General features: G+C 37.5%; 22 protein-coding genes. 7 read left to right on the top strand and 15 right to left on the bottom strand.

Annotation, left to right across the window (positions count from 1 at the left end):
• The first annotated feature begins 1 nt into the window (after position 1).
• The 6 genes from ACYVHJ_RS17105 (at position 2) to ACYVHJ_RS17080 (ending at position 9632) form a co-directional block, all read left to right on the top strand.
• Positions 2–784, top strand: coding sequence for an HpcH/HpaI aldolase family protein (locus tag ACYVHJ_RS17105; protein ID WP_339901504.1), 783 nt, complete (start codon positions 2–4; stop codon positions 782–784).
• 24 nt (positions 785–808) lie between these two features.
• The gene (locus ACYVHJ_RS17100; RefSeq protein ID WP_460517130.1) at positions 809–2116 is read left to right on the top strand and encodes an exo-alpha-sialidase; all 1308 of its coding nucleotides are present in this window, start codon (positions 809–811) and stop codon (positions 2114–2116) included.
• A gap of 128 nt (positions 2117–2244) precedes the next feature.
• Positions 2245–3060 carry an alpha/beta hydrolase family protein gene (locus tag ACYVHJ_RS17095; protein ID WP_460517127.1) on the top strand — a complete coding sequence of 272 codons (816 nt, stop codon included), beginning with the start codon at positions 2245–2247 and terminating at the stop codon, positions 3058–3060.
• Between the two features lie 147 nt (positions 3061–3207).
• On the top strand, positions 3208–5382 hold the full coding sequence (locus tag ACYVHJ_RS17090; RefSeq protein ID WP_460517124.1) for a hypothetical protein: 2175 nt from the start codon (positions 3208–3210) through the stop codon (positions 5380–5382).
• A gap of 125 nt (positions 5383–5507) precedes the next feature.
• Positions 5508–6584: a sialidase family protein gene (locus ACYVHJ_RS17085; protein ID WP_460517121.1), complete on the top strand. Its 1077-nt coding sequence runs from the start codon at positions 5508–5510 to the stop codon at positions 6582–6584.
• Between the two features lie 1143 nt (positions 6585–7727).
• On the top strand, positions 7728–9632 hold the full coding sequence (locus tag ACYVHJ_RS17080; RefSeq protein ID WP_460517118.1) for a hypothetical protein: 1905 nt from the start codon (positions 7728–7730) through the stop codon (positions 9630–9632).
• A 1019-nt stretch (positions 9633–10651) separates the two neighbouring features.
• Here ACYVHJ_RS17080 and ACYVHJ_RS17075 read toward each other — a convergent pair.
• From ACYVHJ_RS17075 to ACYVHJ_RS17005, 15 genes are all read right to left on the bottom strand, one after another.
• Positions 10652–11680 (bottom strand): alpha/beta fold hydrolase, encoded by a 1029-nt coding sequence (locus tag ACYVHJ_RS17075; RefSeq protein WP_460517115.1) that lies wholly within the window; start codon positions 11678–11680, stop codon positions 10652–10654.
• 131 nt (positions 11681–11811) lie between these two features.
• On the bottom strand, positions 11812–12909 hold the full coding sequence (locus ACYVHJ_RS17070; protein WP_460517112.1) for a DUF4221 family protein: 1098 nt from the start codon (positions 12907–12909) through the stop codon (positions 11812–11814).
• A 49-nt stretch (positions 12910–12958) separates the two neighbouring features.
• On the bottom strand, positions 12959–13192 hold the full coding sequence (locus ACYVHJ_RS17065) for a hypothetical protein (protein ID WP_460517109.1): 234 nt from the start codon (positions 13190–13192) through the stop codon (positions 12959–12961).
• Positions 13193–13391: 199 nt separating this feature from the next.
• Positions 13392–14291 (bottom strand): sulfotransferase domain-containing protein, encoded by a 900-nt coding sequence (locus tag ACYVHJ_RS17060; protein ID WP_339902884.1) that lies wholly within the window; start codon positions 14289–14291, stop codon positions 13392–13394.
• Positions 14269–14628, bottom strand: coding sequence for a LytTR family transcriptional regulator DNA-binding domain-containing protein (locus ACYVHJ_RS17055; protein WP_460517104.1), 360 nt, complete (start codon positions 14626–14628; stop codon positions 14269–14271). The genes ACYVHJ_RS17060 and ACYVHJ_RS17055 overlap by 23 nt, the downstream gene beginning before the upstream one ends.
• 217 nt (positions 14629–14845) lie before the next feature.
• On the bottom strand, positions 14846–15394 hold the full coding sequence (locus ACYVHJ_RS17050; protein WP_460517199.1) for a glycosyltransferase: 549 nt from the start codon (positions 15392–15394) through the stop codon (positions 14846–14848).
• Positions 15395–16087, bottom strand: a complete 693-nt coding sequence (locus tag ACYVHJ_RS17045) for a glycosyltransferase family protein (RefSeq protein ID WP_460517101.1) — start codon at positions 16085–16087, stop codon at positions 15395–15397.
• Positions 16088–16090: 3 nt separating this feature from the next.
• Positions 16091–16675: an FkbM family methyltransferase gene (locus tag ACYVHJ_RS17040; protein WP_460517098.1), complete on the bottom strand. Its 585-nt coding sequence runs from the start codon at positions 16673–16675 to the stop codon at positions 16091–16093.
• A gap of 172 nt (positions 16676–16847) precedes the next feature.
• Complete coding sequence (locus tag ACYVHJ_RS17035) at positions 16848–17630, bottom strand: galactosyltransferase-related protein (protein WP_339902881.1); 783 nt, start codon at positions 17628–17630, stop codon at positions 16848–16850.
• The gene (locus ACYVHJ_RS17030; RefSeq protein ID WP_339902880.1) at positions 17623–18687 is read right to left on the bottom strand and encodes a lanthionine synthetase LanC family protein; all 1065 of its coding nucleotides are present in this window, start codon (positions 18685–18687) and stop codon (positions 17623–17625) included. Before ACYVHJ_RS17030 ends, ACYVHJ_RS17035 begins: the two co-directional genes overlap by 8 nt.
• Positions 18680–19477: a DUF3405 domain-containing protein gene (locus tag ACYVHJ_RS17025; RefSeq protein ID WP_048643104.1), complete on the bottom strand. Its 798-nt coding sequence runs from the start codon at positions 19475–19477 to the stop codon at positions 18680–18682. The genes ACYVHJ_RS17030 and ACYVHJ_RS17025 overlap by 8 nt, the downstream gene beginning before the upstream one ends.
• Before the next feature lie 7 nt (positions 19478–19484).
• A complete protein-coding gene (locus tag ACYVHJ_RS17020; protein ID WP_014021632.1) occupies positions 19485–20552 on the bottom strand; it encodes a BF3164 family lipoprotein in 1068 nt (355 codons plus the stop codon).
• A 171-nt stretch (positions 20553–20723) separates the two neighbouring features.
• Entirely contained in the window at positions 20724–20945 is a 222-nt protein-coding gene (locus tag ACYVHJ_RS17015; protein ID WP_014021633.1) for a hypothetical protein, read from the bottom strand.
• 211 nt (positions 20946–21156) lie between these two features.
• Positions 21157–22209: a 6-bladed beta-propeller gene (locus ACYVHJ_RS17010; RefSeq protein ID WP_460517091.1), complete on the bottom strand. Its 1053-nt coding sequence runs from the start codon at positions 22207–22209 to the stop codon at positions 21157–21159.
• Between the two features lie 110 nt (positions 22210–22319).
• The gene (locus ACYVHJ_RS17005; protein WP_460517088.1) at positions 22320–22511 is read right to left on the bottom strand and encodes a hypothetical protein; all 192 of its coding nucleotides are present in this window, start codon (positions 22509–22511) and stop codon (positions 22320–22322) included.
• Between the two features lie 500 nt (positions 22512–23011).
• On the opposite strand from ACYVHJ_RS17005, the gene ACYVHJ_RS17000 reads away from it, so the two are divergent.
• Positions 23012–23224 (top strand): hypothetical protein, encoded by a 213-nt coding sequence (locus tag ACYVHJ_RS17000; protein ID WP_460517085.1) that lies wholly within the window; start codon positions 23012–23014, stop codon positions 23222–23224.
• Positions 23225–23359: the final 135 nt, after the last annotated feature.

Here is a 23359-nt window from a genome sequence, read left to right as displayed (position 1 = left end):
TATGAATAGTAGCAAATGTTTAACGAAGTGGGAAGCAGGTCAACCGGTTTTGGGGATAACGCTTCATTTAACGGACCCTTCCGTTTTCGAACTTACCAGTTTAATGGGGATGGATGTTATTTGGGTTGACATGGAGCACCACTCTCATTCTATAGAAACGGTTAATGGCTTGATGAGGGCTGCAAGAGTTGGTTCGTCCGATCTTATGATAAGACCAGGAAATGGTGAGTACAACCAAATGGCCAGGTTGATGGAAGCAGGAGCCAATGGGATCATGTATCCGAGATGCCGTACGGTAAAGGAGGCAAAGCTTGCAGTGAAAAGCATTAAATTTCCTCCGATGGGAGAGAGAGGATTGGATGCCGCAGGTCCGGATGCCCATTATGGTTTAACACCATTGTCAGAATACCTGGTATCCTCCAATAAAGGAACCTTTTTGGTGATTCAAATTGAGGATCAGGAAGGACTTGTTGCTGCACAGGATATCGCAGAAGTAGAAGGAGTCGACTTGCTTTTCTTTGGCCCGGGAGACTTTAGTCTTCAAGGTGGATTCCCTGGGAAGTTCAATGATTCAAGATATTGGGATGCGGTGGGAAAAGTTGCTGACTCAGCCAAGAGTGCCGGTAAATTGTGGGGTACACCTGCCTTTTCATCTGAACATGCCAAGAAATTATTGGACATGGGAGCAATGCTAATTACCTATTCGAGTGATTTAAGTTTATTTCGTAAGCGATTGACTGAAATTAAAGATGAATTTAAACCTTTGGGAATCAATGTTTCATAAAGAATTTAGAGTTAATTGAATGTTATGATAAGGCGTAGGCAATTCTTAAAATCTTCTGTTTCAAAGGGTATTTCTCTGATGGTTATTCCTGGACTTGGAGGACTGAATTTTCAAACTTTCAGAAATAGAAGAAAATTGAAATACCAGCTTAAACATGATATACCGACCAAATTATATGATGGTAATAACTGCTGGGTTCATCCTCGCGCAGGGATAATTCCTGGTGCAGGGAAAAAAGGCAAACCAAAGGTCTTGTTTACGATGAATACCCATGATATTTCAGGAAGTGATGTATTCAAGGGTATGTACGGGTTTCAAACGGATGATTTAGGAAAGTCCTATGCTGAGCCAAAAGCATTACCTCCGTTAAACCCTCGCTTCGAAACAATTGAGGGAAAAGAACATCCTGTAGCAGCCAGCGATTTTTGGCCCGCTTTTCATTCTTCCTCTAGAAAACTATTAGGCATAGGCCACACGGTGGTTTACACTCCTGAATGGAAGGTTATGGTTCCTCGTCCAAGACATACCTCCTATGCTGTATACGATGAGAAAAAGGACAAATGGGGCAATTGGAAGAAGCTCCAAATGCCTGGTGGGGAGCGGTTTTATTTTGCAGGAGCAGGTTCAGTACAAAGGTATGATGAAAGCGATGGGAGCATTTTATTGCCTATCTATTTTAATCCTCATCCGAATGGGAGCAGGCGATCTGACCGTATAGCTGTTTTGCGGTGTAGTTTTGATGGAGAAAACCTCAATTACCAAAGCCATGGTCAGGAAATTAGTATTGAAGACAATTCCCGAGGTTTACAGGAGCCCTCCTTGACAAAGTTCAAGGGCAAGTATTACCTAACCATGCGTAACGATCACAATGGATATGTAGGCAAAAGTCAGGATGGTTTGAATTTCGAACCGATTGTTTCCTGGAAATTTGACGATGGAACAAACTTGGGCAATTACAATACCCAACAACATTGGGTTACTCACAGTGAAGGCTTGTTTCTCGTTTATACCAGAAAGGGGGCAGACAATGACCATGTCTTTCGCCACCGTGCCCCCTTATTTATGGCTCAGGTAGATCCGGAAAAGCTTTGTGTTATCCGGGATACAGAGCGGGTTATTGTTGAAGAAAGAGGAGCCAGGTTAGGGAATTTTGGTGTGACAAATGTTAGCCCTAACGAAACCTGGGTGACAGTGGCGGAGTGGATGCAGTTTTCAGGAAAGATAAAAACTCCTAGCTCAAATCTCGAGGTGGAAAATTATGGAAGCGATGGCAGTGTTTGGGTAGCTAAAATTCATTGGAATCAGTCTAATAAGTATTTTAAAATCTTATGAAATTTCTCTTAGCCCTTAATGCAATAATTAAAACTCGTCCATTATGGAGGCTATTTGTATGTTTAAATACTACCATTTCTAAAAATGGATAGAAAAGAGGAAAATAATAGCCTAAATCAAAAAGATCAATGTTGGTAATCAGAAACTTGCTTCAATTGTCTCGGGCATTGCACTGGGTGATCTGCTTTCTAATTTTTATAAATTATACCAATTCCTATGCAATATCATTTCCGAAAGATACTGTAATCGAGATTTCTAATCGAAAGGTTTACATCGCCTTGCCTGATAGAAATGAAAAAATGGTTGAAGCCCCATTATCGGTTTTAATGGCAATCCATGGAAACGGTAGGAATGCGATGAGTTATGCTCCTGAAAATGATCAAAGCGTGCCCTTTTATGTGCACCAAAGAAATATGGCCATCGATAATGGCTACTTATTTGTTGTCATCTCTAATGGAAATGATACTTGGGGAACAGACCAAGGGCTGGAAAATTTGATGAAGGTATACCGGTACATAAGCTCAAATTATAGGGTTAAAGAAAAATGGGTTTTATGGGGCACTTCAGCCGGAGGGCTTCAAATGTTTAGAATGATAGCTGAATACCCGGAGAAAATTGACCGGGTTATTGGCACTTTTCCTGTCTATGATTTAGAACAGGCTTATTCGCAAAGAAAGTCTTCAAATTTTATTTGGCAATCAAAAGAAGATTTTGAAGATATCAATCCTGCAAATTTCCCTGAAAAATTAAAAAATGTGCCTATGTTGATTTTTCATGGTAGGAAAGATCAGGCAGTACCTTATAAGAATCATTCGCTGAAATTAATAAGAGAGGTCAATGCACTGGGCGGAGCTATAAAGCTAAAGCTGGTCAAGGGTGGGCACAGTACTTCAAATTGGAAGGTTTACAAAAACCCTATAATTAAGGCTTTCTTGGCAGAATGAAAGGATATTATTAAGTAATAGATTGTTTGTTATAAATTATGCGGTTAAATATTTATCATCCCGGATAACATCATTTTCAATCCTTATTCAAATAATTAAAAAATGAAATTTAGAAATTGTTTTGGCTTGGTAAAAACAATCTTGATTATGATATCAATTGTGCTATTCATTTCTCCTTTGGTAAAAGCTTTGGATGTGGGAGATTTTGGTGGACTGAACTATTCCGAAAAGGAGGACCCATTCCCTATAGTTTTAACCTGGGATTATAATATTTATGTCATGGGGCCAGCTGAAATAAAGCAATTTGTGCAGTTGGCTAAGGAAAAGAATATTGATCAAATTAATTTAAGAATAAACAATAAGGGAGTAATCAATGCACGAATCGATCATGGAACCGTGTATCGGGAAAGGCTCGATGCATTTGGTGAAGACTTTGACCCTTTAAGGGTGCTGGTAGAGGAAGGTCATAAGGCCGGATTAAGGGTTGGTGTTCATTTCGATTTGTTTGAATCAAGTTATGACCAATTTTTCATTCGTCATCCGGAATTCACCCCACAATCTCAAAAGGATACCATTATTTACAATGCTTTTCCAAGTTACGCACACAAGGAAGTTCGGGATTACATGCTTGGTAGGGTTAGGGATCTTGCTGAATATGAAGTTGATCAAATGTTTTTTTGTACAAAATCCAGTCATACCCCAAGAAACATGACTGAGGTTCCCCGAAATACCTATGCTGCTTATAATTCACCAATTGTAGAAAAATACGAGGAAAATTACGGGGTTGATATTTTGTCAACTGCACCGGATAGAGAAAAGGTAGCTAAAATTCATGGTGATTTCATCATTGATTTTCTAAAGGAAGCCAATAAAACCTTGGATGCCTACAATATATCTTCCATTGCAGGAGCGACACTTAGCGGGTACTTACAACCTTCCGGTAAAAACATCATTTTGGATTGGAAGTCCATGGTTGATAATAAGGTAGCTGATGGCTTGGTGATGTCCAATACTAGAGGCGAAACTTTTGCCTGGTTTGAAGACGGTGCAATAGAGAAGTTTCGGGAAATTAGACAGGAAACTTCAAATAATGGGATGAAATTTTATGCCTACATGCTTTCTACTGTGTTTTGGAAGGTTAGGGATGAGCATTCTTTGAGTCACCTTTTGGAATACATCCCAAAGCAAATGCACTATTTTCAACAGTTAGGGGCTGATGGTATTCTGATACATGAAGTTTATCAACCCGACATTTGGGAAGCCTTAGGGAATTGGAGGCTAGTAGAACAGGATAAAAAACAAGCGCTTACTATTCCGAAACCTGAAGGAGGTATTTTGGAGTATATTTTTCACCAGAAAATGCCACACGGAGGTTTTGAAGAAGCAAACAGCCATTGGTTATGGGACATTTTACCGGCATGGTCAGGTAGGGAAGATTGGCTTCCGGAAAGAAATAGTCCTATAGGCTTGAATGCGGATGATTTTGAGAAGTTTTGGGTGTCTGATAATCAGGGCTACGATCATTTACATGCAGCATACGACTGGAAGGTAATGGCCAATTCTGATTATTCGGGTAGATCTTATTCCGGAAGATCCTCCATGTTACTTTATGCAGACAGGGATGCAGGGAGAGGTGCTGGAAGGAAAATATCCTGGAAGTCCCATTCTGAAATTCCCATAATCTTGGAGACCCCATCTGTTTTTTCAGTTTGGATGCATGGGGAAGAATTGGCTGGAATTGAAAAAGCAGGTATGCAAATCACTTTTAAGGACTCCAAAGGTAACATCATTGATAGTGTTCAAAAAAATCAAAAAGTTAGAGGAACATTTAAATGGAGGGAACTGAAATTGCCTTACCAAATACCTGCCCAATCGCATTTTATGGAAGTAGTCTTAGCAATGGAAATTTCAGCTGAAGTTGAAAGCCATGGTAGGCTTTGGTTTGATGCTTTTCGCATTGAGGATGATCAAGGGACCTTCGGTAAAGAGCATTTTACTATTGTGTCAAGTCAGGATGCGGTTGAGGGAACCCACTTTGCAAGTTTTAATAGCCAAAAAGGTTATGAAATAACCTCGAAAGAATTTCTATTGAAAAAAGGCAAGGCGGATTATTTGAAGGTGTCTCTGAGAACGCCTGAAAAAGAAGGGATGGATGTTTTGTTGTTAATTGGAGAGGGAATTTCCAAAAGAGTTCGCCTTTCTGAAAATTGGGAAGCCTTTCAAATCCCTATTTCTGAACTACCTAATCAATTGAAAACAAAACTCATTATACGTGCATTGGCCACAGGAACCATTCATGTCGATAACATTAGTATTGAATAAAATAAGAAAAACCAATAACCTCAAAACCAACATGCTTGTTGTGTTTTGATCAAACCTTATAAGAAATAATGATAAATCTTAAAATTTTAACCAATTGCCTAGCTGTTTTTTTTATAGCCATTTTTATGGCAAATGGACAAGATGCTATAATCCCAAAATACAAGACAACGCAAATTTTGGTTTCTTCCAATGAATATGAAAAAGACAATTATTTGGCTTTCCCAGCTATTTTAAGACTGAATCCGGACGAAGTATTGGTGTCGTTTAAAAGAGGAACACAACATGGCGGAGGGAAGGAAGCTCGGTTGGATATGATGCATTTCGATACCAAAAATAATGTCATCATAGAAAGAAAAAACCTGGCGAGTGACCCCGGATTGATTCTCCAAATGGGGGAATGGGTTGAATTTCCGAATGGATCTATAAAGCTCTATATCGACTCTCAACATTCCGGGCATGACAATGACAATTACCGAACTGGGTTGAGACAGGTAAGTGTAAGGAAGACAAAGGATGGTTTTGAGGCTTCAAAAACCGAATTGGCGCCAATGGTAGACGGGCGGGAATATGGCTATGCATTTGACTTTATCGTTAAGGACAAAATTACTTATATGTTGGTGATGGGTTTTGGTTATAGGCCTGGAGGTAAATGGTCTGTGGATGTGATTCAGTCCAAGAATAATGGTAAATCATGGACTTTGGTTCGCAACTTAACCGAAGAATTTGGTGGGCATAAAATCAATGAAAGTGCATTTATTCCATGGGAAGATGGATTTATGGTGACCACCAGAGAATATGGGCAAAATCAAAGAATATATTTTACAGATGCTGAATTTAAGGTAATCAAGGAGAACAATTTAAGTTCATCCTATGGGTTTATAGAATCTCATATTGGTCGACCACGTCTTTTTTCAAGAGATGGCAATCTGTATTTATTGGGTAGGAATTGGAGAACCATGGAAGGAGAGGGGAGAAGGATGGAGTTGGGTCTGTTCAAGATCAACCCGAAATCTTTAGCCGTAGAAAAATGGTTTATATTGGACAATAGCGAACGTGCCCACATCACAGATGGCTACTATGCGGTTCCTTATTTTCAGGAAAAAGAAGGCAAGACCTATTTTAATTTGATCAACTACAAAGGAGCTAATAAGACTTTCCCTAGTATTGAGCGGTATGAATTTTTTTGGGATGAGATTAAGTAGAGTGGAGGGGTTATGATGGGGTGATGTAGTGATCTGTGATCTGTGATGGTGTGATTTGGTGATGTCGTGATGTAGTGAAAAGTGTAGCTAAAACTAATCTTTCCCTCATAAAACCCAACGCCGCCTCGTAGTTTTGGCCCGGCCACCGCGCCCTAATATTTACGATTTTGTTAAAAATTCTCTATATCGTCATTGCGAACCCTTTGTTGGAGAGGTGATGCTTAGGGAAAGGGTGTAGCAATCTTATAACGCTGGGGATTTGTTCGATTTTTTTCAATAACAAGCCCTAGCAATGCCTCGGAATGACGTTTTTTCGGTCACTGAGCTTGTCGAAGTGTACCGAAATAATGATATACCATTTCGTCATTGCGAACCCTTTTATGGGGAGGTGTAGCGTAGGAAAAGGTTGTGGCAATCTCATTACGTTGGAGATTCCTTCGACTTCCACTACGCAAAGCCCCTGCAACGTCTGGGAATGACGAAAATTTATTTCCGCCTTGTAGATTTTCGGCGTTAAGAAATTTAAGCAGGGTTGGCAAAGGCACAGGCACTGTTTGTCGAAGTTTTTGGTCTAGTTAACATCCAAAAAGCAAGGCAAACCAGAATACCAAAAACAAGGAGTTTGCCTGTGTGCGGGAGGCCTTAAATTTTAGCTGAAAAGATACTCAGCGGCGGGCTTTTCCCTGACGTCTCAGGACAGGTTGTTTACTTTTTGGGCCACTGACTAGGGTCAGGACAGGCCACTGAGTTACTACGTTTCAGGGCAGGCCACTGACCGCTGCGCATCAGGGCAGGCCTGTAGCAAAAAAGTAAAAATGGTCATAATCAATTACTTGGTATAGTAGAAACAGAAATGCTTTATTACCTAGAACTGCTTTTTAAGATTATACAATTAACTGGCTGTTAAACGTTCATTTCTTTTCCCCTGAGTTGTTGCGTTTAAGGAGGAGCCTGCAGAATAAAGTGACAATAAAGGATAAAATATCTTCTAAAATAATTACAAGACTCCTATTCAATCCTTTAACCTTTCATTTCATGGTCAAATCATACACAATATAAAGATATTGTGTTATATTTTTATAAATTTATAAAATAAGCGTAAATTAATTTGGGGTTAAAATTTAATTCTGAAATAACAACATTATGAAATATATTATAGTAGTAATATTTTTTGTTACAGTAATTATTCCTCCTGCTGTAAGTCAGGAATTGGATTCAATTCCCAACCTCAAATCCATACCCTATCACTCACCCTCTCCGCCTCCGGAATGGGCTTTGTTACAAAGGCAAATGATGGAAGCACTCTATCCTGCTGCCATGGAGTTTGTTGAAAAATACACCAATCCCGACGGTACCTTAATCTGGAGAGATGAATGGCCCGGGATGGATGGATCAGATGACGGCTATGAGAGCTTTTATAATTTCCCCTTGTATTATGCGCTAGGCGGACCAAAAGAAATAGACCTGCTTTCCAGGAAATTATGGGAAGGAGTTACTCGACAGTTTACCGACTATGGTCAGATAGTGGATGAATTTGATGCAGGCTATGACTGGATGCATCATGGAGAGTCCTATACCTATTTTTACTTTTTCGGCCTGGCAGACCCTACTGATAAAAAGATGCGGGACAGGGCCATGAAATTTGCAAAATTGTATTTTGATGATGGTACCGAAAATTCCAATTTTGACAGTAAACTGAAACTTATTCGTTCCCCACTTACAGGTAGCCTTGGCCCAAGATTTATCAATACTGCTGAAGACTGGGTTACCCATAGACCCATTTTAAGCAATTACCCCCTACCATATGATGACATACCCAATGTCACTTCTGGAAAAGATTGGAACAACGACAACAAATTCCAATTTATTTTGGAGGCTTTAAATAACCGCATGATGAAAGGAGATGTGCCCTTAAATTTGGCTTCAACAAGCATGATGCTGAACGCCTATATGTACAATGGGGAGGAGGAATACAAAGAATGGGTAACCTCTTATGTCAATGCTTGGATGGAAAGAACAGAAAAAAACAATGGGATAATCCCGGATAATGTAGGCCTTTCGGGGGAGATTGGAGAACATATGGATGGGAATTGGTGGGGAGGATATTATGGGTGGAAATGGCCACATGGGGTCAAAAATAAGTTGGAAGCGACAACAATTGGCGCTTCCAATGCATACCTGATTTCCGGAGATGATAAATACCTGAATTTACCCAATGCCGTAATCGCATCCGTTTCAAATGAGGCAAAGGAAGAAAATGGTAAAAAATTGGTACCTCACCGATATGATCAAAGGGGCTGGTACGACTACCGGCCGATGCAGCCCATGTATCCTACGCATTTATGGTACATGTCCCGGGAAAATAAGGATTGGGAAAGGGTATTAGACTTGTTGGATCCTGAGGAAATGGAAAAATTGACTTATAGAAAGGGCAAAGGAGATGAAATTAATACGGCAACATGGTTAGGGTATTTAGAAGGGAAGGTTCCCACTTATCCGGTAGATATTTTAAAGGCCACGTACAATGAAATGCTTTCCAGACTGGACCGTATAAGAAAAGATACTACCACACCTGATTTCCAGGATGTTCATCATTGGCTGAACCTGAATCCGGTTGTATTAGAAGGAATTGTTCAGACCATGCTTGGTGCTCCCAACCATATCTACCATGGAGGACTATTGCATACTTCAGTGCGCTATTTTGATCCAGAAAATAGAAGAACCGGAATTCCTCCGGATATGGCCGCACTGGTTGAACAAATCACCGATGCCGGTATTTCTCTTACATTGGTTAATCTTCATCCTACCGAAACAAGAAAAGTAATTGTTCAAGGAGGGATGTTTGGAGAACACCATATCAAGCGGGTAAATATGATCGATAAATACCCTTACCAATTTGATACAATCGATCACAAATTTTTTCAAGCTGAGATATCATCGGGATCGGTTGTGAAATTGGAAATTGAAATGACCCGGTTTCAAAATCCTCCGACATATGCCTTTCCATGGCATGGAGAAAACATACCGGAAAGAGAGATTAATTATTAGTTTGGATTTGAATATAGAAAAAAATGTAAGGAAATGACGCTTGCCTGAGAGATTTTGTCAGTATTGTTGCAGAAAAAAAGCAACAATACCGCCAAAATCAGTTTGTGCTTCTTGCCTTAACCAAGGCTTAACAGCTTTGGCTACAAAAATAGCACCCCCATGGGGTTTTGGGCCGGTCACTGAGCTTGTCGAAGTGTACCGAATTAATGATATACCATTTCGTCATTGCGAACCCTTTTATGGGGAGGTGTTGCGTAGGAAAAGGGTGTGGCAATCTCATTACGTTGGAGATTCCTTCGACTTCCACTACGCAAAGCCCCTGCAAAGTCTCGGAATGACGTTTTTTGGTCACTGAGCTTGTCGAAGTGTACCGAATTAGCCATATACCATTTCGTCATTGCGAACCCTTTTTTGGGGAGGTGTTGCGTAGGGAAAGGGTGTGGCAACCTCATTACGTTGGAGATTCCTTCGACTTTCTCTACGCAAGGCCCCTGCAAAGTCTCGGAATGACGAAAATTTATTTCCGCCTTGTAGCTTTTCGGCGTTAAGAAATTTAAGCAGGGTTGGCAAAGGCACAGGCACTGTTTGACGAAGTTTTTGGTTAGGGGAATACCCAATAAATAACGAAATATGTGAAAACCAAAAACTAAGGAGTTTGCCTGTGCGCGGGAAGCCTTAAATTTTAGCTGATAAGATACTCAGTGGTGGGGTTTTCCCTGACTAGCTCTGCTTCAGGACAGGTTGTTTACTTTTTTGACCTGTAGCAAAAAAGTAAAAATGGTCATGATAAATAACATGGTAAATATATACAAGGTATATTAATGTAAAACGCATCATGGACCTATTAAAGTTTTTGACAAAGGTAAAGGCCTAACTAAAATTAATCCGTTCATTTCTTTTCCCCTGACTTTCTACGAATCAGGACAGGCCCTGAATAAGACAGGGTAAACATTGATGAAAAGAAACGAACCAAATAAAAATCTAGCCAAGACTAATCTTCAGAAATAACACCAACCTTTTCAATACCTTACCCGATCTTTTTTGTTATAAAGTAATCCTTTTTCCCGAAGCATTTGATAAACACTGACTTTCTCCTTGATATCATTGTTGATAAAGGAGCGAATTAGGTTATTATGCAACATAGAACCACCTAATTTCCCAAAGGAATGCCGATCCCGAATAAGCAGTAAGGTGGAATTTAAATAAAACTCTGCCAACACATCATAACAAAACCTGGAAAGCAATTTGTCATGTACTGCACCTACAATCAATACCTTACCAGTAAAATTTAATCCCCGATCATAATTCACCCCAAAAACAGAGAAAGGATGGCGTTCAAACTGCTTCCATATTTCATGACTTTCCAGCATCATCCACTTCGCTATTTTAGATTCTAGTAAATTGGAAGCTTCATTATAGGTCAATCCATAACTGTGCTCAAAAAGCCTAATTTTCAGAGCGATATCGGCTTTATCTGCTTCTACTAAAGACGGCAACAGAAACCCCCATTTTAAATAAGTATAAAAGACCAGGTCAATGTCTTCAGTCCCCGTTTGTTCCTTACAAAGGTTCTCGGAATTGTTGTACCATAAAAAATCAAGGTAGGAAGCATTTTCAAGTGGTATTGATTCCAGGCACTGTGAGGGGTTGATAAGATTCAAGTTTTTTTGAAGGTCAAAGAGTAGGGGGTTGAAGGAGATCAAGGATTTGACGTTTTCAGGGAAAAGTCCAAGGTAATAATGCAGGTAGGCAGCCGCACCGGAAAAACCCAATAAATGTACTGGCCGATCTCCTGATAAGTCTTTACGGACCGACTCTATGTCTCTTGCTTGTTGGTCCATATTTAGCAATTGATAAGCTTTTGCCCAATCAATTTCCCCTGAAGAATTGATAATTTTCAAAATGGCATCAGCCTCATTCCGACCTTTGATATGAACGATATTAAATTCATCCCGCAGTGGCTGCAGGTCTATGCTTTTCTGAAAATACTTGTCCAAGGGATCCTCAATTAGCAGAATGGTTTCCTTTTGCTTATCGTAGGGATGCATTATGGTATAGCTAATTTCTATTTTCCTAGCATTCTTTAAATGATGATCCAGCGGTACTAATAGGAAGTGAGTTGTATCAAAGGGAGGAAGGTAAAAACCTGTGATTGCACTTAGAAACAGTAGAAAAGCTATCAAAATTCGTCATTCCTTAATTTTACAACATGGAACTCTAGGGTATTTTCCTTCAATGTAGGATTTGCAGGATGTGCTAGGTTTAAAAATAAACCCTTTTTAGTTACAAACCAATTATTGATCTGGTAAGTATAATCAGGTAATGAATAGTGCTGAAGTTTTTTCAATTTGGAATCAAAAACGGTAAGTGAGGTTTTCTTTTGTAAAAATGAATTTTCTTTCCCTTTAATTGGCGCTTCCCAATTGAATCTATAAATAAGTTTCCGCCAAGGGTCAGGTATTGGGGAAAGAAAATGCGTATTGTTTATGGCATGTGAATCAATATTATCTAGGTTGATTAAAGGCAATATATGCTTAACCTCTTTTCCTTTGTTCAAATTTCCTTCAGTACTTAAACAATAAATATTGGATTGATATTGAAAATTATAGATCATACTACCATCTAAAAAATCATTGAATCCCAGGTACGTGACAAACCCTACATTACCTTCGTTTCTTTTGAAAAAATCGCTATGGTATATTGGTAAATAATTCGTTTTTAATGTTTCAAGATTAAGTAAGCCTATCAGAGGAAGATTTCCTTTTGATTTTTGATCTGTATTGTGGTAGACTATAAAGAAAGCTACACTTTTTGACACAGGGTTATACCGAAGCTTAAAATAGAAATTTATAGATGGTTCTCCTCCACCATCAAAATTAAACAACTCATAAAGTGAATGAACTTTACTAATTTTCCCCTCTATCGTAGAGATGTATAGTTTGCCTCTCGAGTACAAAAAAATTGAATCTTCATTATAGTAATCTAGCCCATCAACTTTATCTATACCATCAGGCCCTTCACGTTCAAGTGGTATTTGGCTTAAAGTAGATTGTTTATCCAAGCTAAACACATCAAATGAATGCCTTGTTTCGTTATAGGCAAGAAGTTTGGATTCCTCATTTTCATAATAGGAATCCCAGATTTGATAAGTATTTAAGAATTTTTCATCAATTGGGATTTGAATTTTTTCTACAATGATTGATAGATTTCCATTATTCGTTGTGGAAGAACAAGAAAAAAACACAAAAACCAAAATTAATTGTATGGAATTTTTCATAAAAATGAACCTAAGTAAAAGGGTCAGCCTAAGCCAACCTTTTTTATTTTTAACAATTTTTGAATTCATTACACTCCTGACTAGTGACTTCTCCAAGCCCACATGCACTTAAACTCCATGTACTTTGGCACCAGATCCTCGTGCATGGAAACTCCACTCCTGCTATGTCGACAGAACAACTTCCTTCATTTGCTTCAGCATTAAAGGAGTTAAATAATCCAACACTCATGGTTACTACTCCCACGGCAACTGTAGCTTTTTGTAAAGTCATTTTCTTTTTCATGCTATTTTTTGTTTTACGGTTAAAAGATATCTCAAATAAGCAAATTTTAATTATTTTTAATATAAGATAAATTGTATTTTCCGTAAACTGGGTTCTTTTTCCTGTGAACTAGCGGTTTTATCGGATTTGGTGAGTTGGTGAAGGGGTTATGTAGTGATGTGGTGATTGAAGATTAGTGAAAGAGACTGGGTTTTAGGAATTATTTGTAATTTAGCTTGATCCTCATTTCCTTTGTTAACATCTTAAACATTTCTTTTTCCCTTATGGGCCACTGTTCAAAGGGTGGGAGGTACTCTACCTTGGTTGCATTCGACCTTTGATTCATGATACGGTTTATTTTGTTCCAATCTGCATTCCTTTTTTCAGTTAATTTCATAAAATCTACAACCCGTAAAATTGTTTTTTCCCTGATGGACTGATTTTTTGAAAAGAAATCTTCGTACTTAATTTGTATCGAATTCACACTGTTTTTTAATGATTCCTGAATAATGCTATTGACTTTATTCCAGTACCAAGCTATTTTGTGAACCCGGTTGAAATCGGGCCATTCTTTTTCCCATCCATCGCCTGGAAAGTCCTTGGGGCAGATCCTTTTCCTGTGATCGTTTTCCCCATAAAACAACATTTCCCCACCACTATCTTTTGGAGATTTAGCATAAAATGACCTGACGGAGTCTATTGGATTTCTAACCACATACAAAAACTTGATAGATGAAAATGTAGCCATTAGTTCCGGAATAAGGTATGCAGCGTGTGGATTTGATTCTATATAGGTGGTCTCTGGAGTGGAAAGCACTTGCTTTAGTAATGGTTTTCTGAATTCACATATATTTTGGCGGCTGACATCAAAAAGCAAATCTGTCCTAATTTTTTGCATACCCATGTCAAAAAAATCAGGTTGGGGCTCATGAACTGCATATACCTGACTGAAACAGGTATTAAAAAAATCCTGGAAAAAACGCGTGCCTGTTCTACCTGCACTTAGGATAAAAATTGTTTCTACCTCAATGCTTTCTTTGGGTTTTGACTTCCTGCTATTATTTCCAGTTTTATCTTTAAATAAACAAGAGATAGGATTAATTTGTATTTTCCAAGCCATTATTTAGTTGGTTTAGTAGAATCATTTTCTTTTTTATTTCAGTCCATTTTGATTTGGCCACCTTAAGGCGAAAATCGTTTTGCATAATTATTTCCCTTTTTTTTACTTGAAGAGAATTGATTAAATTTACATTTACTATGCAGTTTCGGTTTATTTTGAAAAAGTTTTCCGGCAACTTATCTTCCATACTTTTAAGAGAAGAGCAGCAAGAATGGCTATTTCCATTCAAACAAAAGACCGTGAGAAGGTAATCATTTACTAAAAAATGCGTTATTTTTTTCAACTCTAGTTTTAGTATGGTTTGGCTGCATTTGAGAATTAAATAGGAGGTTTCCATAAAAAATATTTAGTAGTATAACTATATTGTTAAAGTAAAAAAAAAATAGAATTTAACAAAATAATAGGTGTTAATTTGACATTTGTATTGGAATTACATTTTTAATCTCAGAATTATGTAATAGACGATCTATTTTCTATTACCGATTAAAATTTATTTGTATATATTTTTTGTTTAATCAGTGCTTTTAAACAAAAATATTTGAGTCCTAAATGACTTATAGCAGATCAGTATATGTTTTTTCCAGTTTTTTACCTAAATGGAAGTTGTCAAACTTGTGTTCTATAAATTTTCTACCACTATTTCCCATATCCTTTCTAACCCTTGGATGTTCAATAAGGTATTTCATTTTTATTTGAAGGGCATTGATATCTTTTTCGGGAACTAGGTATCCAGTGATGCCATCCATTACTCCTTCAGGTATCCCATTGTGTAAGGTAGCAATTACCGGTAATTGCATGGCTTGGGCTTCCTGAAGTACCAGACCCTGTCCTTCGGAATTGCCATCACTCCCAGTAATGCTTGGAAGTACAAAAATGTCGGAATTTCTGTAAAAATTGATAATGTCAACCTTTTTTTTCTCTCCATGAAAGAAAACCTTTTCCTCCAATCCAAGAAAGGTTACCAGTTCCATTAAAGGTTTCATCAATTCACCATCGCCCACGATGTCATAAAAGGTATTTGGGTGAAGTTCTACAAGCTGGTGAAAAGCTGAGATGGAGTAGTACAATCCTTTTTTCTCTACTAATCGCGCAACGCTTAACAGTCAAATGCAATCTTTGTCTGTTTTCTGCTTATGAGGTATAAATTCTCCAGGATTCACACCAATGGGCAAAACCACAATTTTATTCTTGTCAAATCCAGCTGAAATTGCTTTTTCCCTGATAAAATTAGAAATGACAATAAATATATCGCTATTGGAAAACAGGTTTTGATAATAGTTTTCACCCATTGCTCGATGAGTGATATCATAGCCATAAAAGGTGGTGAGCATTTTACCATCTAAAAGTCCTAGTGATCTCACAAAAACTGCTCTCAAGCCGGTAGGGCCAAAATGACAATGAATAATATCATATTTATTTTTTGATATAAATGGATAGAAAAGGGAAATCAAATATAACCGACGTATCATATCCTGATTGCGGTAAAAATCCTGAGAATCAAGTAACTTAACCAATTTTCGAACAGCCGGCTTAATATTTACCAACACAAAGAATTTTAGCCAAGCCCATATTTTGTTTTGGGGTACTTTAGGTGGATAAAAAGTATGCTGGAGTAATCCTAATCGGTGAATCTCATCATGTACTTTAGTTTCTTCAGACTTGCCTGCCGGAAAAATATCCACCTTATGGCCTGCCTCAATCAAATAACTAATTTGGTTGAGTATAAATGTTTCGGATAATTTGGGGAAACGCTCAACTAAGAACGCAATTTTTAATTTTTTTGAAGTTTCATTCATTTTCTAAAGCTTGTTTTTAAGTGACTCGATGGAATGAAAGTCAAGAAGGTATTTTATGTCTTTTTTAGATAATTCGTTATATTCGACTTTTGAAAAGCACAAAAAGTCCCCCTCAAACTGATAAACCTGATAGTCATTGTAAAGAAATAAAAGTGCTGCTTTTAATTCTTCCCGGTTCAAGTGTTTCATTTCAAATAATATAAGAGAGGGTTTAAATCTGGTCAAATCCAATTGTCTAAGTATTTTCCAGTCGTGGCCTTCACAATCTATCCGCAATAGATCGATTTGTTGAATTCCATGCTTTTGAAGCAAAGTTTTCAGGGTAATTCCCTTTATGCTTGTGGAAACAATAAAGGGGGTTAAAATACCGTTCAGATGTTTACTGATATGGTTTTTGTCAAAGGAGCCCAATTGGTCATACCAGTCCGGAAGATTGCCTAGGATGTATTTGGCCTTTTGGTCTACCCAATAAAATTCCTGCCTTGTGCCATTATTGATGGCGGTGTTTTCGAATAAAAACCTAGTTGAATCGGGGTAATGGGTCTTTAGTTTTTCAAATAGGTAGGGAACGGGCTCTACGAAAAGCATTTTCCATTTTTTAAAATAGACTTATGAAGTGGGTCTTTGGTTTTGCCGTCATTGGCTCCAATTTGTACTACCGTCCAGTTTTTCTTATTCCCAGTAATATGAATCCAGTACTCAACCTGGGATTTAATCTTCAATTTAGGATTCAATTTTTTAGTTAAATTTGTAAAATAATTTAAGATTGAGACCATTCTTGGATTTTGTTGTTTAACTCCTTTTTCCCCAGTGATTTAATATAAAGAATGTCGTTCCATTTTCCCTGGTCTTCACGATTACTATGGAAACTACTATTGATTCCACGGGGATGAGATAGATGGAACAATGGCCCGTCTATGCGGTTATGGTTGTAACCTAGCCCTTTCCATCGGTGTATTCGCTCTCCATCTTCCCTTCCCCACCCGTAAAAGTTCGGGTTTTCAATCCCCGTTGCCTTGTAATCCTGAAGGTTTGCAAGAAAAGCACCACCTATGGGGTCAGGTCCATACATTGACATCATTTTAGCTTTGTGTGAAGTAAATACGGTATGATCCCGATTTTTTATAAAAATTTCCCTAAGGATCATACCCGTATCTAAAAATTCTTTGGCATAGGGAAAAACGAAACTTGATTCGCCATCTTTTATGCATTTTAGGGCTGCTATGATTTGTTTTGGTGGAATGATAACATCACAGTCCCAAATTGCTACAAATGGTGTCTTAGAAAACCCTACCAATGTATTGATGTATTTTGTCCGGTGGAAGATATCGTCCCTATCTTCTTCAAACCAATAATTTATTTTGTTCCCTGCAAAAGCAGGAATAATCCCGGTTTTATAAGCGGAAGCTTCGAGGACTAAAATAGGAGAGCGTAAGTGATGGTGTAGAAAGTCTATCACCACCATTAGGTTTTCCAGCCGAATGACAGAATCCAACCGGACAGGAATAAGAAAGCTGATATCTTGCAGAGACGCTTTATTCATGTTGAGGATCTTTAATTTGTTTCAAAAAAAGGAGAGCGTAATGAATTCCTGTAATTCCGTAAATAAACCCCATTTCGTTTTCTGGATTTTTTTCGGTGGCTCTCCAATACTCGGATTTCTCCAGATGTTGCATCGCTAGTTGTACGTTTTTTTCATCATTAAACAAGCCCTTCCAATCATCTATTTCCAACCCTACTTGCTTGTCTAATAAAATCAAACCAGAAAGACCGTTTTCTACATACAGGCTTTTATTTCCAAGCCTAAAAGAAGTGATTGAAGCACTATTTAATTTTTCTTGCAGAAGTCGGGTGTGTGCTGACCAATCCTCATGTGCCACCTTGCTCATTCCGTAAAGTAAACTGAGACAGTTACCTAGATTTTGGGGAATTAAGGAAAGCAGCAGAGAAGAAATGTTGCGAATCATTTGTCGGGTTTTGTTGGGCATTATGTTTAGGCGGTTGATTTCACCCAATACATACAAGTAATTGGGTAGGTCCCAGAAAAGGTTAAATTCTTTTGGCTCAGTAAAATTTCCACTGTTTTCTTCGGCCATTATGTGGATGCGGTTTATCAGTAAAACTGCAAGAGAAGTGAATATTTCACTGTTTACCTTCTCTGGCGCATTTTTAGGCTGGACTGAAACACGGTCGAGGATATAGATCAGGTAGCCTAATATTCCACGTTTTAAGCCAAATTCAAGCTCGTTCGTTTTTTCAGAAATAACCTTGAAAAGGATTGTGTCTATTTCCATTAGCAATTCATCGGCATTACCCTCCAAATAACCTCTTTTGATTAATTGGTTAATTCCCCAGGCAATTCCGGCTAGTCCATTGTCAAATGAGGTCGGCATCGGGTTTTGGTGAATAAAATTGTACCCCTCTTGTAGTAAATGTTCCGCTGCATGCTGGTATTTTAGTTCTTCGCACTGTTGAAAGGCTTCAAAGAAGTAAAGGCAAAGGCCAAACTTGCCTTTAAAGAGTCCAGGATTTTCGAGGCTGGTGTAATGTCCCAACAATAGCTCATCTCGTGTATGGAAAAGTTGTGTAACCTTATTCATCTGTTATTTTTACAGGGTGGTAAAGTTTATTTTTCAAATTCCCTGTTTTTTCGAAAACGGGTCTCCATCGCATGGTGCCGTCGGAAAGTATACCTCTTTTGTTAGGTGTATTTTCCGAATAAAATTTGTTTTCAAGGCCTTCGGGTACAAATTCCCCTTTCCCACCAAAGTCTTGGATGGAAAATCCACTTTCATAAAGCAGGGTAGGAATGAGTACTTCATGATGCCCACACCACTTGCTTAAGAGTGCTTTGTGAAGTAATTCTAAAGCTTGACGTGAAATTCGGTAGATGGGGTTAAAGGACCGGATCCGTTGCTCTTGTGGGATAACGGTGTAGGGATGGGCCAGGGTAGGCCACCAAGGCCATTCCGGTTCTTCTTTATAGCGGCGGATATGACTACTGATAAAATCAGTGTCAATAGAGGAAAAATCTTCAAAAAAGGATTTCCAATCCCCCGAGAATTCCACGTCGTCTTCAATGCACCAATAGTAATCGTAATGTGGATGAGAAAGGTAGAATTTTAGCAAGGGGAAATGATTGCTACCCGGTACCAGGGTAAAGCCAAGTGGGAAATAATTCAAGGAGCTTAAGACTTCATCGTCAAAGATGTGCGTATTCACGTCTTCTAAGTTTGGATTAGAATTATCCCCTAGCAAATGGTACAACACCACTGTATCTCCCATATTTTGGGTAGCTGTAAACAGCTTATGGTATTTTTGAATTAAAGGGAGTGAGGTTTTATTGGTGAGGATTAAAAAAGATTGTTTTAGCGAAGTATTTTTGCCCATTGAGGTATTATTTTAGGTCAGGTAAGTCAAAAACAGCAATTCCTGGATCTTCATCTGTGGTGATGCCATATAATTTTTGGGATTCCTCGTCTACCGCCAATCCTCTGATAGAAATATCCAATATAAAATTACATTTAATTTTACCTTCCAGGTCAAATGCATAGATATCATTGGCGATTTCATTACTTTCCCTCAATTGTTTTTCGGTTTTATCAGAATATAAACCAAAAATATAGTTTTTGGATATAGCAATGTCCAAATAGGCCAAGGGTTCGGCTATACCCACGATTAATTTATTAGATGAGCCACTGGAATTAGCAATTGTAAATTTGGGAATGTAATTGAAGGGGCCATCTGTAATGAAAATTTTTCCTTTCTCTTTGTTTAAAATTTCAATTCTATCTCTATAAACACCAGCAGATGCATAAACATTATTTATCTGGTTTCCTTTAAACCATCCCATATGTAAATCCGACATCATATAATTGGTTAGGTCTTCTCTGACTAAATGATCTTCCCATTTCCCATAATTCGCTAAGCGCCTTCCATCAATCGAAAATTCTACAAATTGATGGGGATCATTTACCATGCGGCACATAACTGTACTATCGGAGGACCAAGCCATGGCCATGGCCATATAGAAGTCTCCTTCTTGTTTGATTTGATTTTTTGACAATGATGTGGTATCATCAAGGTCGAATTCTGAAAAATGCTTTGACATTGCGCTATAAACCCAGAAAGTATTATCATTGGCACCTAAATCAATTCCTGAGACGTCAGAAACTTCACCGGGTCCAAACCCTATTTTACCGAATGGCCGCAAATATTTCATTTTTTTTGCATCGAGGACATGAATTGGAGGAAAATCTTCAGGTACCCTTCTGCTTTCGCCAATGATCAACTTATTGTTTTTAATGAAAATTTTAAGCGGCACTTTTATTTCCTCAAAAAAGTATTTTTTGCCAGCCAGGTTTACTGTTCTAGGTATCGTTTTTTCAGTAAAGCTTTTTACATTATCAGATTTCAATTTGTCTTCTGAACAATTCGATAAAGACAATAGTATAATGATTAACATTGCCGCATTTAATAAAACCTTATTTGATTTTTTAGTTAATTTCACAACAGTATTAAATTTACAATTTGCTAAAAAGCTTCACGATAAACCGAAAGATTCTAACTAACCTAAATAAATCTAGATATAAAATAACTCTTATCGTGAAGCCTTTTATTTACTATTTACCATAGATTATTGATGATTCGTACAGGTATCACCTGGAAAATCTCTATCAACCGGTCTGTCCTCTGACCATACTATTCCAGATTCATCAGTACAGTATGAGGTGCCTGGGCAACACATATAGCCACAACCTCCATCTGCTTCTACATTAAAAGAATTAAATAATCCAACACTCATGGCCACAACCCCAGCGGCCACCGTAGCTTTTTGTAAAGTTATTTTCTTTTTCATGCTATTTTTTGGTTTATGGTTAAAAGATGTATTAATTAAACCAATTAAAATTATTTTTCATAAACGATTAATTATATTTATCGTGAACTGGTTGCTTTTTCCCGTGAATGGGCATGTTTATTGGATATGGTGATGTAGTGATCTTGTGATGTAGTGATTGGGTGATAGAGTGACCTTGTAATCTACTGGAGGTGAGTTCTTAATGAATTGGTTAATCCTTTATTTGATATATGGCAAAAACAAAAGACACTGTTTCTTGTTGCAGTGACTCAAGCAGGGGATGGTCTGAATTTTCCATCTGTTCAATTGTAATAAATTCATCGGGATAATGAACGCTAATAAGTGTTTTATCGGATAAATATTTAACATTTAAATAAGGTAATAATCCATCTAAATCATTGGTAGCATTGGAGATGGATTTAGAGGTTTTTTTTGTTCTATTATAGAGTAGTGTACTTCTGTAATTTTTCTCCCTAAAACAAGTGACCAAATATTTTCCGGATAGGTGTAAATTGGGCATGTGGTATACATAGTCTTGCATGTACTCCAAGTTATTGAGAATATTTGAGTCATGTTCCTGAAATATATTTAACTTTAGCTTTTTAGAATTCTCAAAATCCAAATACATCTTTTCTTTCAATTCCTTACCTTCAAATACGTAGATTGTATCGGAAAAATGCTTTGTAAAGAAAGTTTTGTTGTCTAAGTAGACCAAGATATTCCTGTCGGCAAAAAACGGAATTTTTTCTTCCATAAATTTAGAGGTAAAAAAAGGATGGACTTTTTGGTTTTCATATGAAAATAATATATTATCGCCATGCTTAGGGTCAGCCGACGAAATGTTTGGAGGAACGTAAAATATCAACTCGTCCTTTTTGGTAGCTAAGAATTTATATCCACCACTTATTGGTCTGTCTAAATCTTCAACGAAATTTCCATTGAAATCGAATGCCAATATTTTTTTGGTAGATAAAATAAGTACTTTTGGGTCTTCATGATGTATGACAAAGTCGTTAATTTGAGTGTACTCCCCCGGTCCTTCCCCAAATGCGTTGATACAGCTTAGGAAATTACCCTCCTTGTCAAGGATAATTACTTTGGGATTTTGGTAAAAGTCTCCAATGAATATATTATCTTCAGTTATAATTACTTTATCGGCCTGGCCAATGGATGATTCAAGTGGTAATTGGACAGTTATATAATTTACTTTATTAAAAACTTCTGAAAATCTTTCGATATTTTCTTCAGGTATGGGAATTGCCATATTTTGGGAACCCAAATTATTGTTATTGGATGTATTTGAGCAGGAGCAGAGAAATAAAAAACTAAAGATAATTCCGGGTAATGTTTGAGTGAAAGAATTCATTGTTTTTCTTAAAAGCCTCCACATGCGAGACTACATGGGTTTTGCATCCAAACATCGCAGGTAAAAATTCCTTCTTCCCGGCATTTTTTTACTACAAAGGTACAATTGGGATAATAATTTTGGCAGTAGTCGTTTTCTTTATAATAGCCACAACCTCCATCTGCTTCCACATTAAAAGAGTTAAATAGTCCAACACTCATGGCTACTACTCCTGCAGCAACTGTAGCTTTTGTAAAGTTATTTTCTTTTTCATGCTATTTTTTGGTTTATGGTTAAAAGAAGTTATAATTAAACCAATTTAATTTATTTTTAATAAAGAGATAGTTGTATTTATTGTGAACTGGCTGCTTTTTCCCGTGAATGGGCATTATTACCTTGGTATTAATCTGTGTGAAGACTGTAATAAGCAGAAGATCAATAATTTGTGATGAAGAGATTGAGTGACTGAGTGATGGGGTGATAGTGTGATGTAGTGAATCGGTGGCTGTGGTGTGCCATTCTTTTGCCCTTACCTTTTTTAGCACCCGTTAGGAATGAAAATTTGACATCTTGTAGTGGTGAATTATCTTTTTGGGAATCAGGGCATAATAAAAATGGCCTTGTTAGCTCTCTACTAGATTGAAATATACGTTAAAAACACTTATTAAAACCACTATAAAAAAAATCACTATATTTAAAGGAGCTAATTCTACCAAACAGCATGGAAAAATTTGAAGAATTTGAACATCGTATAAAGCGGGCTTTGAGCAACTTGGATGCCAAAATTTCCTATTTACATGATGCTACAGGTCAACTCAAAAACTCCTTTGGAGAATTCCAGGAAGAGATGGATGAGTTTATGCATTTTGTCGGGAATCACGTTTCAGATCATGAACAGGGTCTCATCCGGATTGAGAAGCGCATGGGTATTTAAATAATTGTTTGTTCTTTTTTGACTTGGGTTTTAATGATGGAGGTTTAGCAATATTGATATTAAATGAGAATGATTAATCATTCTAATCTTTTATATCCTCTATTTGTTAATAGGGATCAATTTATTGATGATAAA

It is taken from the genome of Cyclobacterium sediminis, assembly GCF_054781075.1.
Note: the sequence above shows the minus strand (reverse complement) of the source record. Positions and strands in the feature narration are given on the sequence as shown.

Excerpts from the sequence above, each read along its gene's own strand:
- ACYVHJ_RS17035 (WP_339902881.1), bottom strand. The coding sequence starts at position 17,630 with ATGAATAAAGCGTCTCTGCAAGATATCAGCTTTCTTATTCCTGTCCGG.
- ACYVHJ_RS17025 (WP_048643104.1), bottom strand. The coding sequence starts at position 19,477 with ATGGGCAAAAATACTTCGCTAAAACAATCTTTTTTAATCCTCACCAAT.
- ACYVHJ_RS17075 (WP_460517115.1), bottom strand. The coding sequence starts at position 11,680 with ATGCATCCCTACGATAAGCAAAAGGAAACCATTCTGCTAATTGAGGAT.
- ACYVHJ_RS17040 (WP_460517098.1), bottom strand. The coding sequence starts at position 16,675 with ATGCTTTTCGTAGAGCCCGTTCCCTACCTATTTGAAAAACTAAAGACC.
- ACYVHJ_RS17015 (WP_014021633.1), bottom strand. The coding sequence starts at position 20,945 with ATGAAAAAGAAAATAACTTTACAAAAAGCTACGGTGGCCGCTGGGGTT.
- ACYVHJ_RS17090 (WP_460517124.1), top strand. The coding sequence starts at position 3,208 with ATGATATCAATTGTGCTATTCATTTCTCCTTTGGTAAAAGCTTTGGAT.
- ACYVHJ_RS17080 (WP_460517118.1), top strand. The coding sequence starts at position 7,728 with ATGAAATATATTATAGTAGTAATATTTTTTGTTACAGTAATTATTCCT.
- ACYVHJ_RS17100 (WP_460517130.1), top strand. The coding sequence starts at position 809 with ATGATAAGGCGTAGGCAATTCTTAAAATCTTCTGTTTCAAAGGGTATT.
- ACYVHJ_RS17095 (WP_460517127.1), top strand. The coding sequence starts at position 2,245 with ATGTTGGTAATCAGAAACTTGCTTCAATTGTCTCGGGCATTGCACTGG.
- ACYVHJ_RS17105 (WP_339901504.1), top strand. The coding sequence starts at position 2 with ATGAATAGTAGCAAATGTTTAACGAAGTGGGAAGCAGGTCAACCGGTT.
- ACYVHJ_RS17005 (WP_460517088.1), bottom strand. The coding sequence starts at position 22,511 with ATGAGTGTTGGACTATTTAACTCTTTTAATGTGGAAGCAGATGGAGGT.
- ACYVHJ_RS17065 (WP_460517109.1), bottom strand. The coding sequence starts at position 13,192 with ATGAAAAAGAAAATGACTTTACAAAAAGCTACAGTTGCCGTGGGAGTA.
- ACYVHJ_RS17060 (WP_339902884.1), bottom strand. The coding sequence starts at position 14,291 with ATGGCTTGGAAAATACAAATTAATCCTATCTCTTGTTTATTTAAAGAT.
- ACYVHJ_RS17045 (WP_460517101.1), bottom strand. The coding sequence starts at position 16,087 with ATGAATGAAACTTCAAAAAAATTAAAAATTGCGTTCTTAGTTGAGCGT.
- ACYVHJ_RS17020 (WP_014021632.1), bottom strand. The coding sequence starts at position 20,552 with ATGTTAATCATTATACTATTGTCTTTATCGAATTGTTCAGAAGACAAA.
- ACYVHJ_RS17000 (WP_460517085.1), top strand. The coding sequence starts at position 23,012 with ATGGAAAAATTTGAAGAATTTGAACATCGTATAAAGCGGGCTTTGAGC.
- ACYVHJ_RS17070 (WP_460517112.1), bottom strand. The coding sequence starts at position 12,909 with ATGAAAAATTCCATACAATTAATTTTGGTTTTTGTGTTTTTTTCTTGT.
- ACYVHJ_RS17030 (WP_339902880.1), bottom strand. The coding sequence starts at position 18,687 with ATGAATAAGGTTACACAACTTTTCCATACACGAGATGAGCTATTGTTG.
- ACYVHJ_RS17085 (WP_460517121.1), top strand. The coding sequence starts at position 5,508 with ATGGCAAATGGACAAGATGCTATAATCCCAAAATACAAGACAACGCAA.
- ACYVHJ_RS17010 (WP_460517091.1), bottom strand. The coding sequence starts at position 22,209 with ATGGCAATTCCCATACCTGAAGAAAATATCGAAAGATTTTCAGAAGTT.
- ACYVHJ_RS17055 (WP_460517104.1), bottom strand. The coding sequence starts at position 14,628 with ATGGAAACCTCCTATTTAATTCTCAAATGCAGCCAAACCATACTAAAA.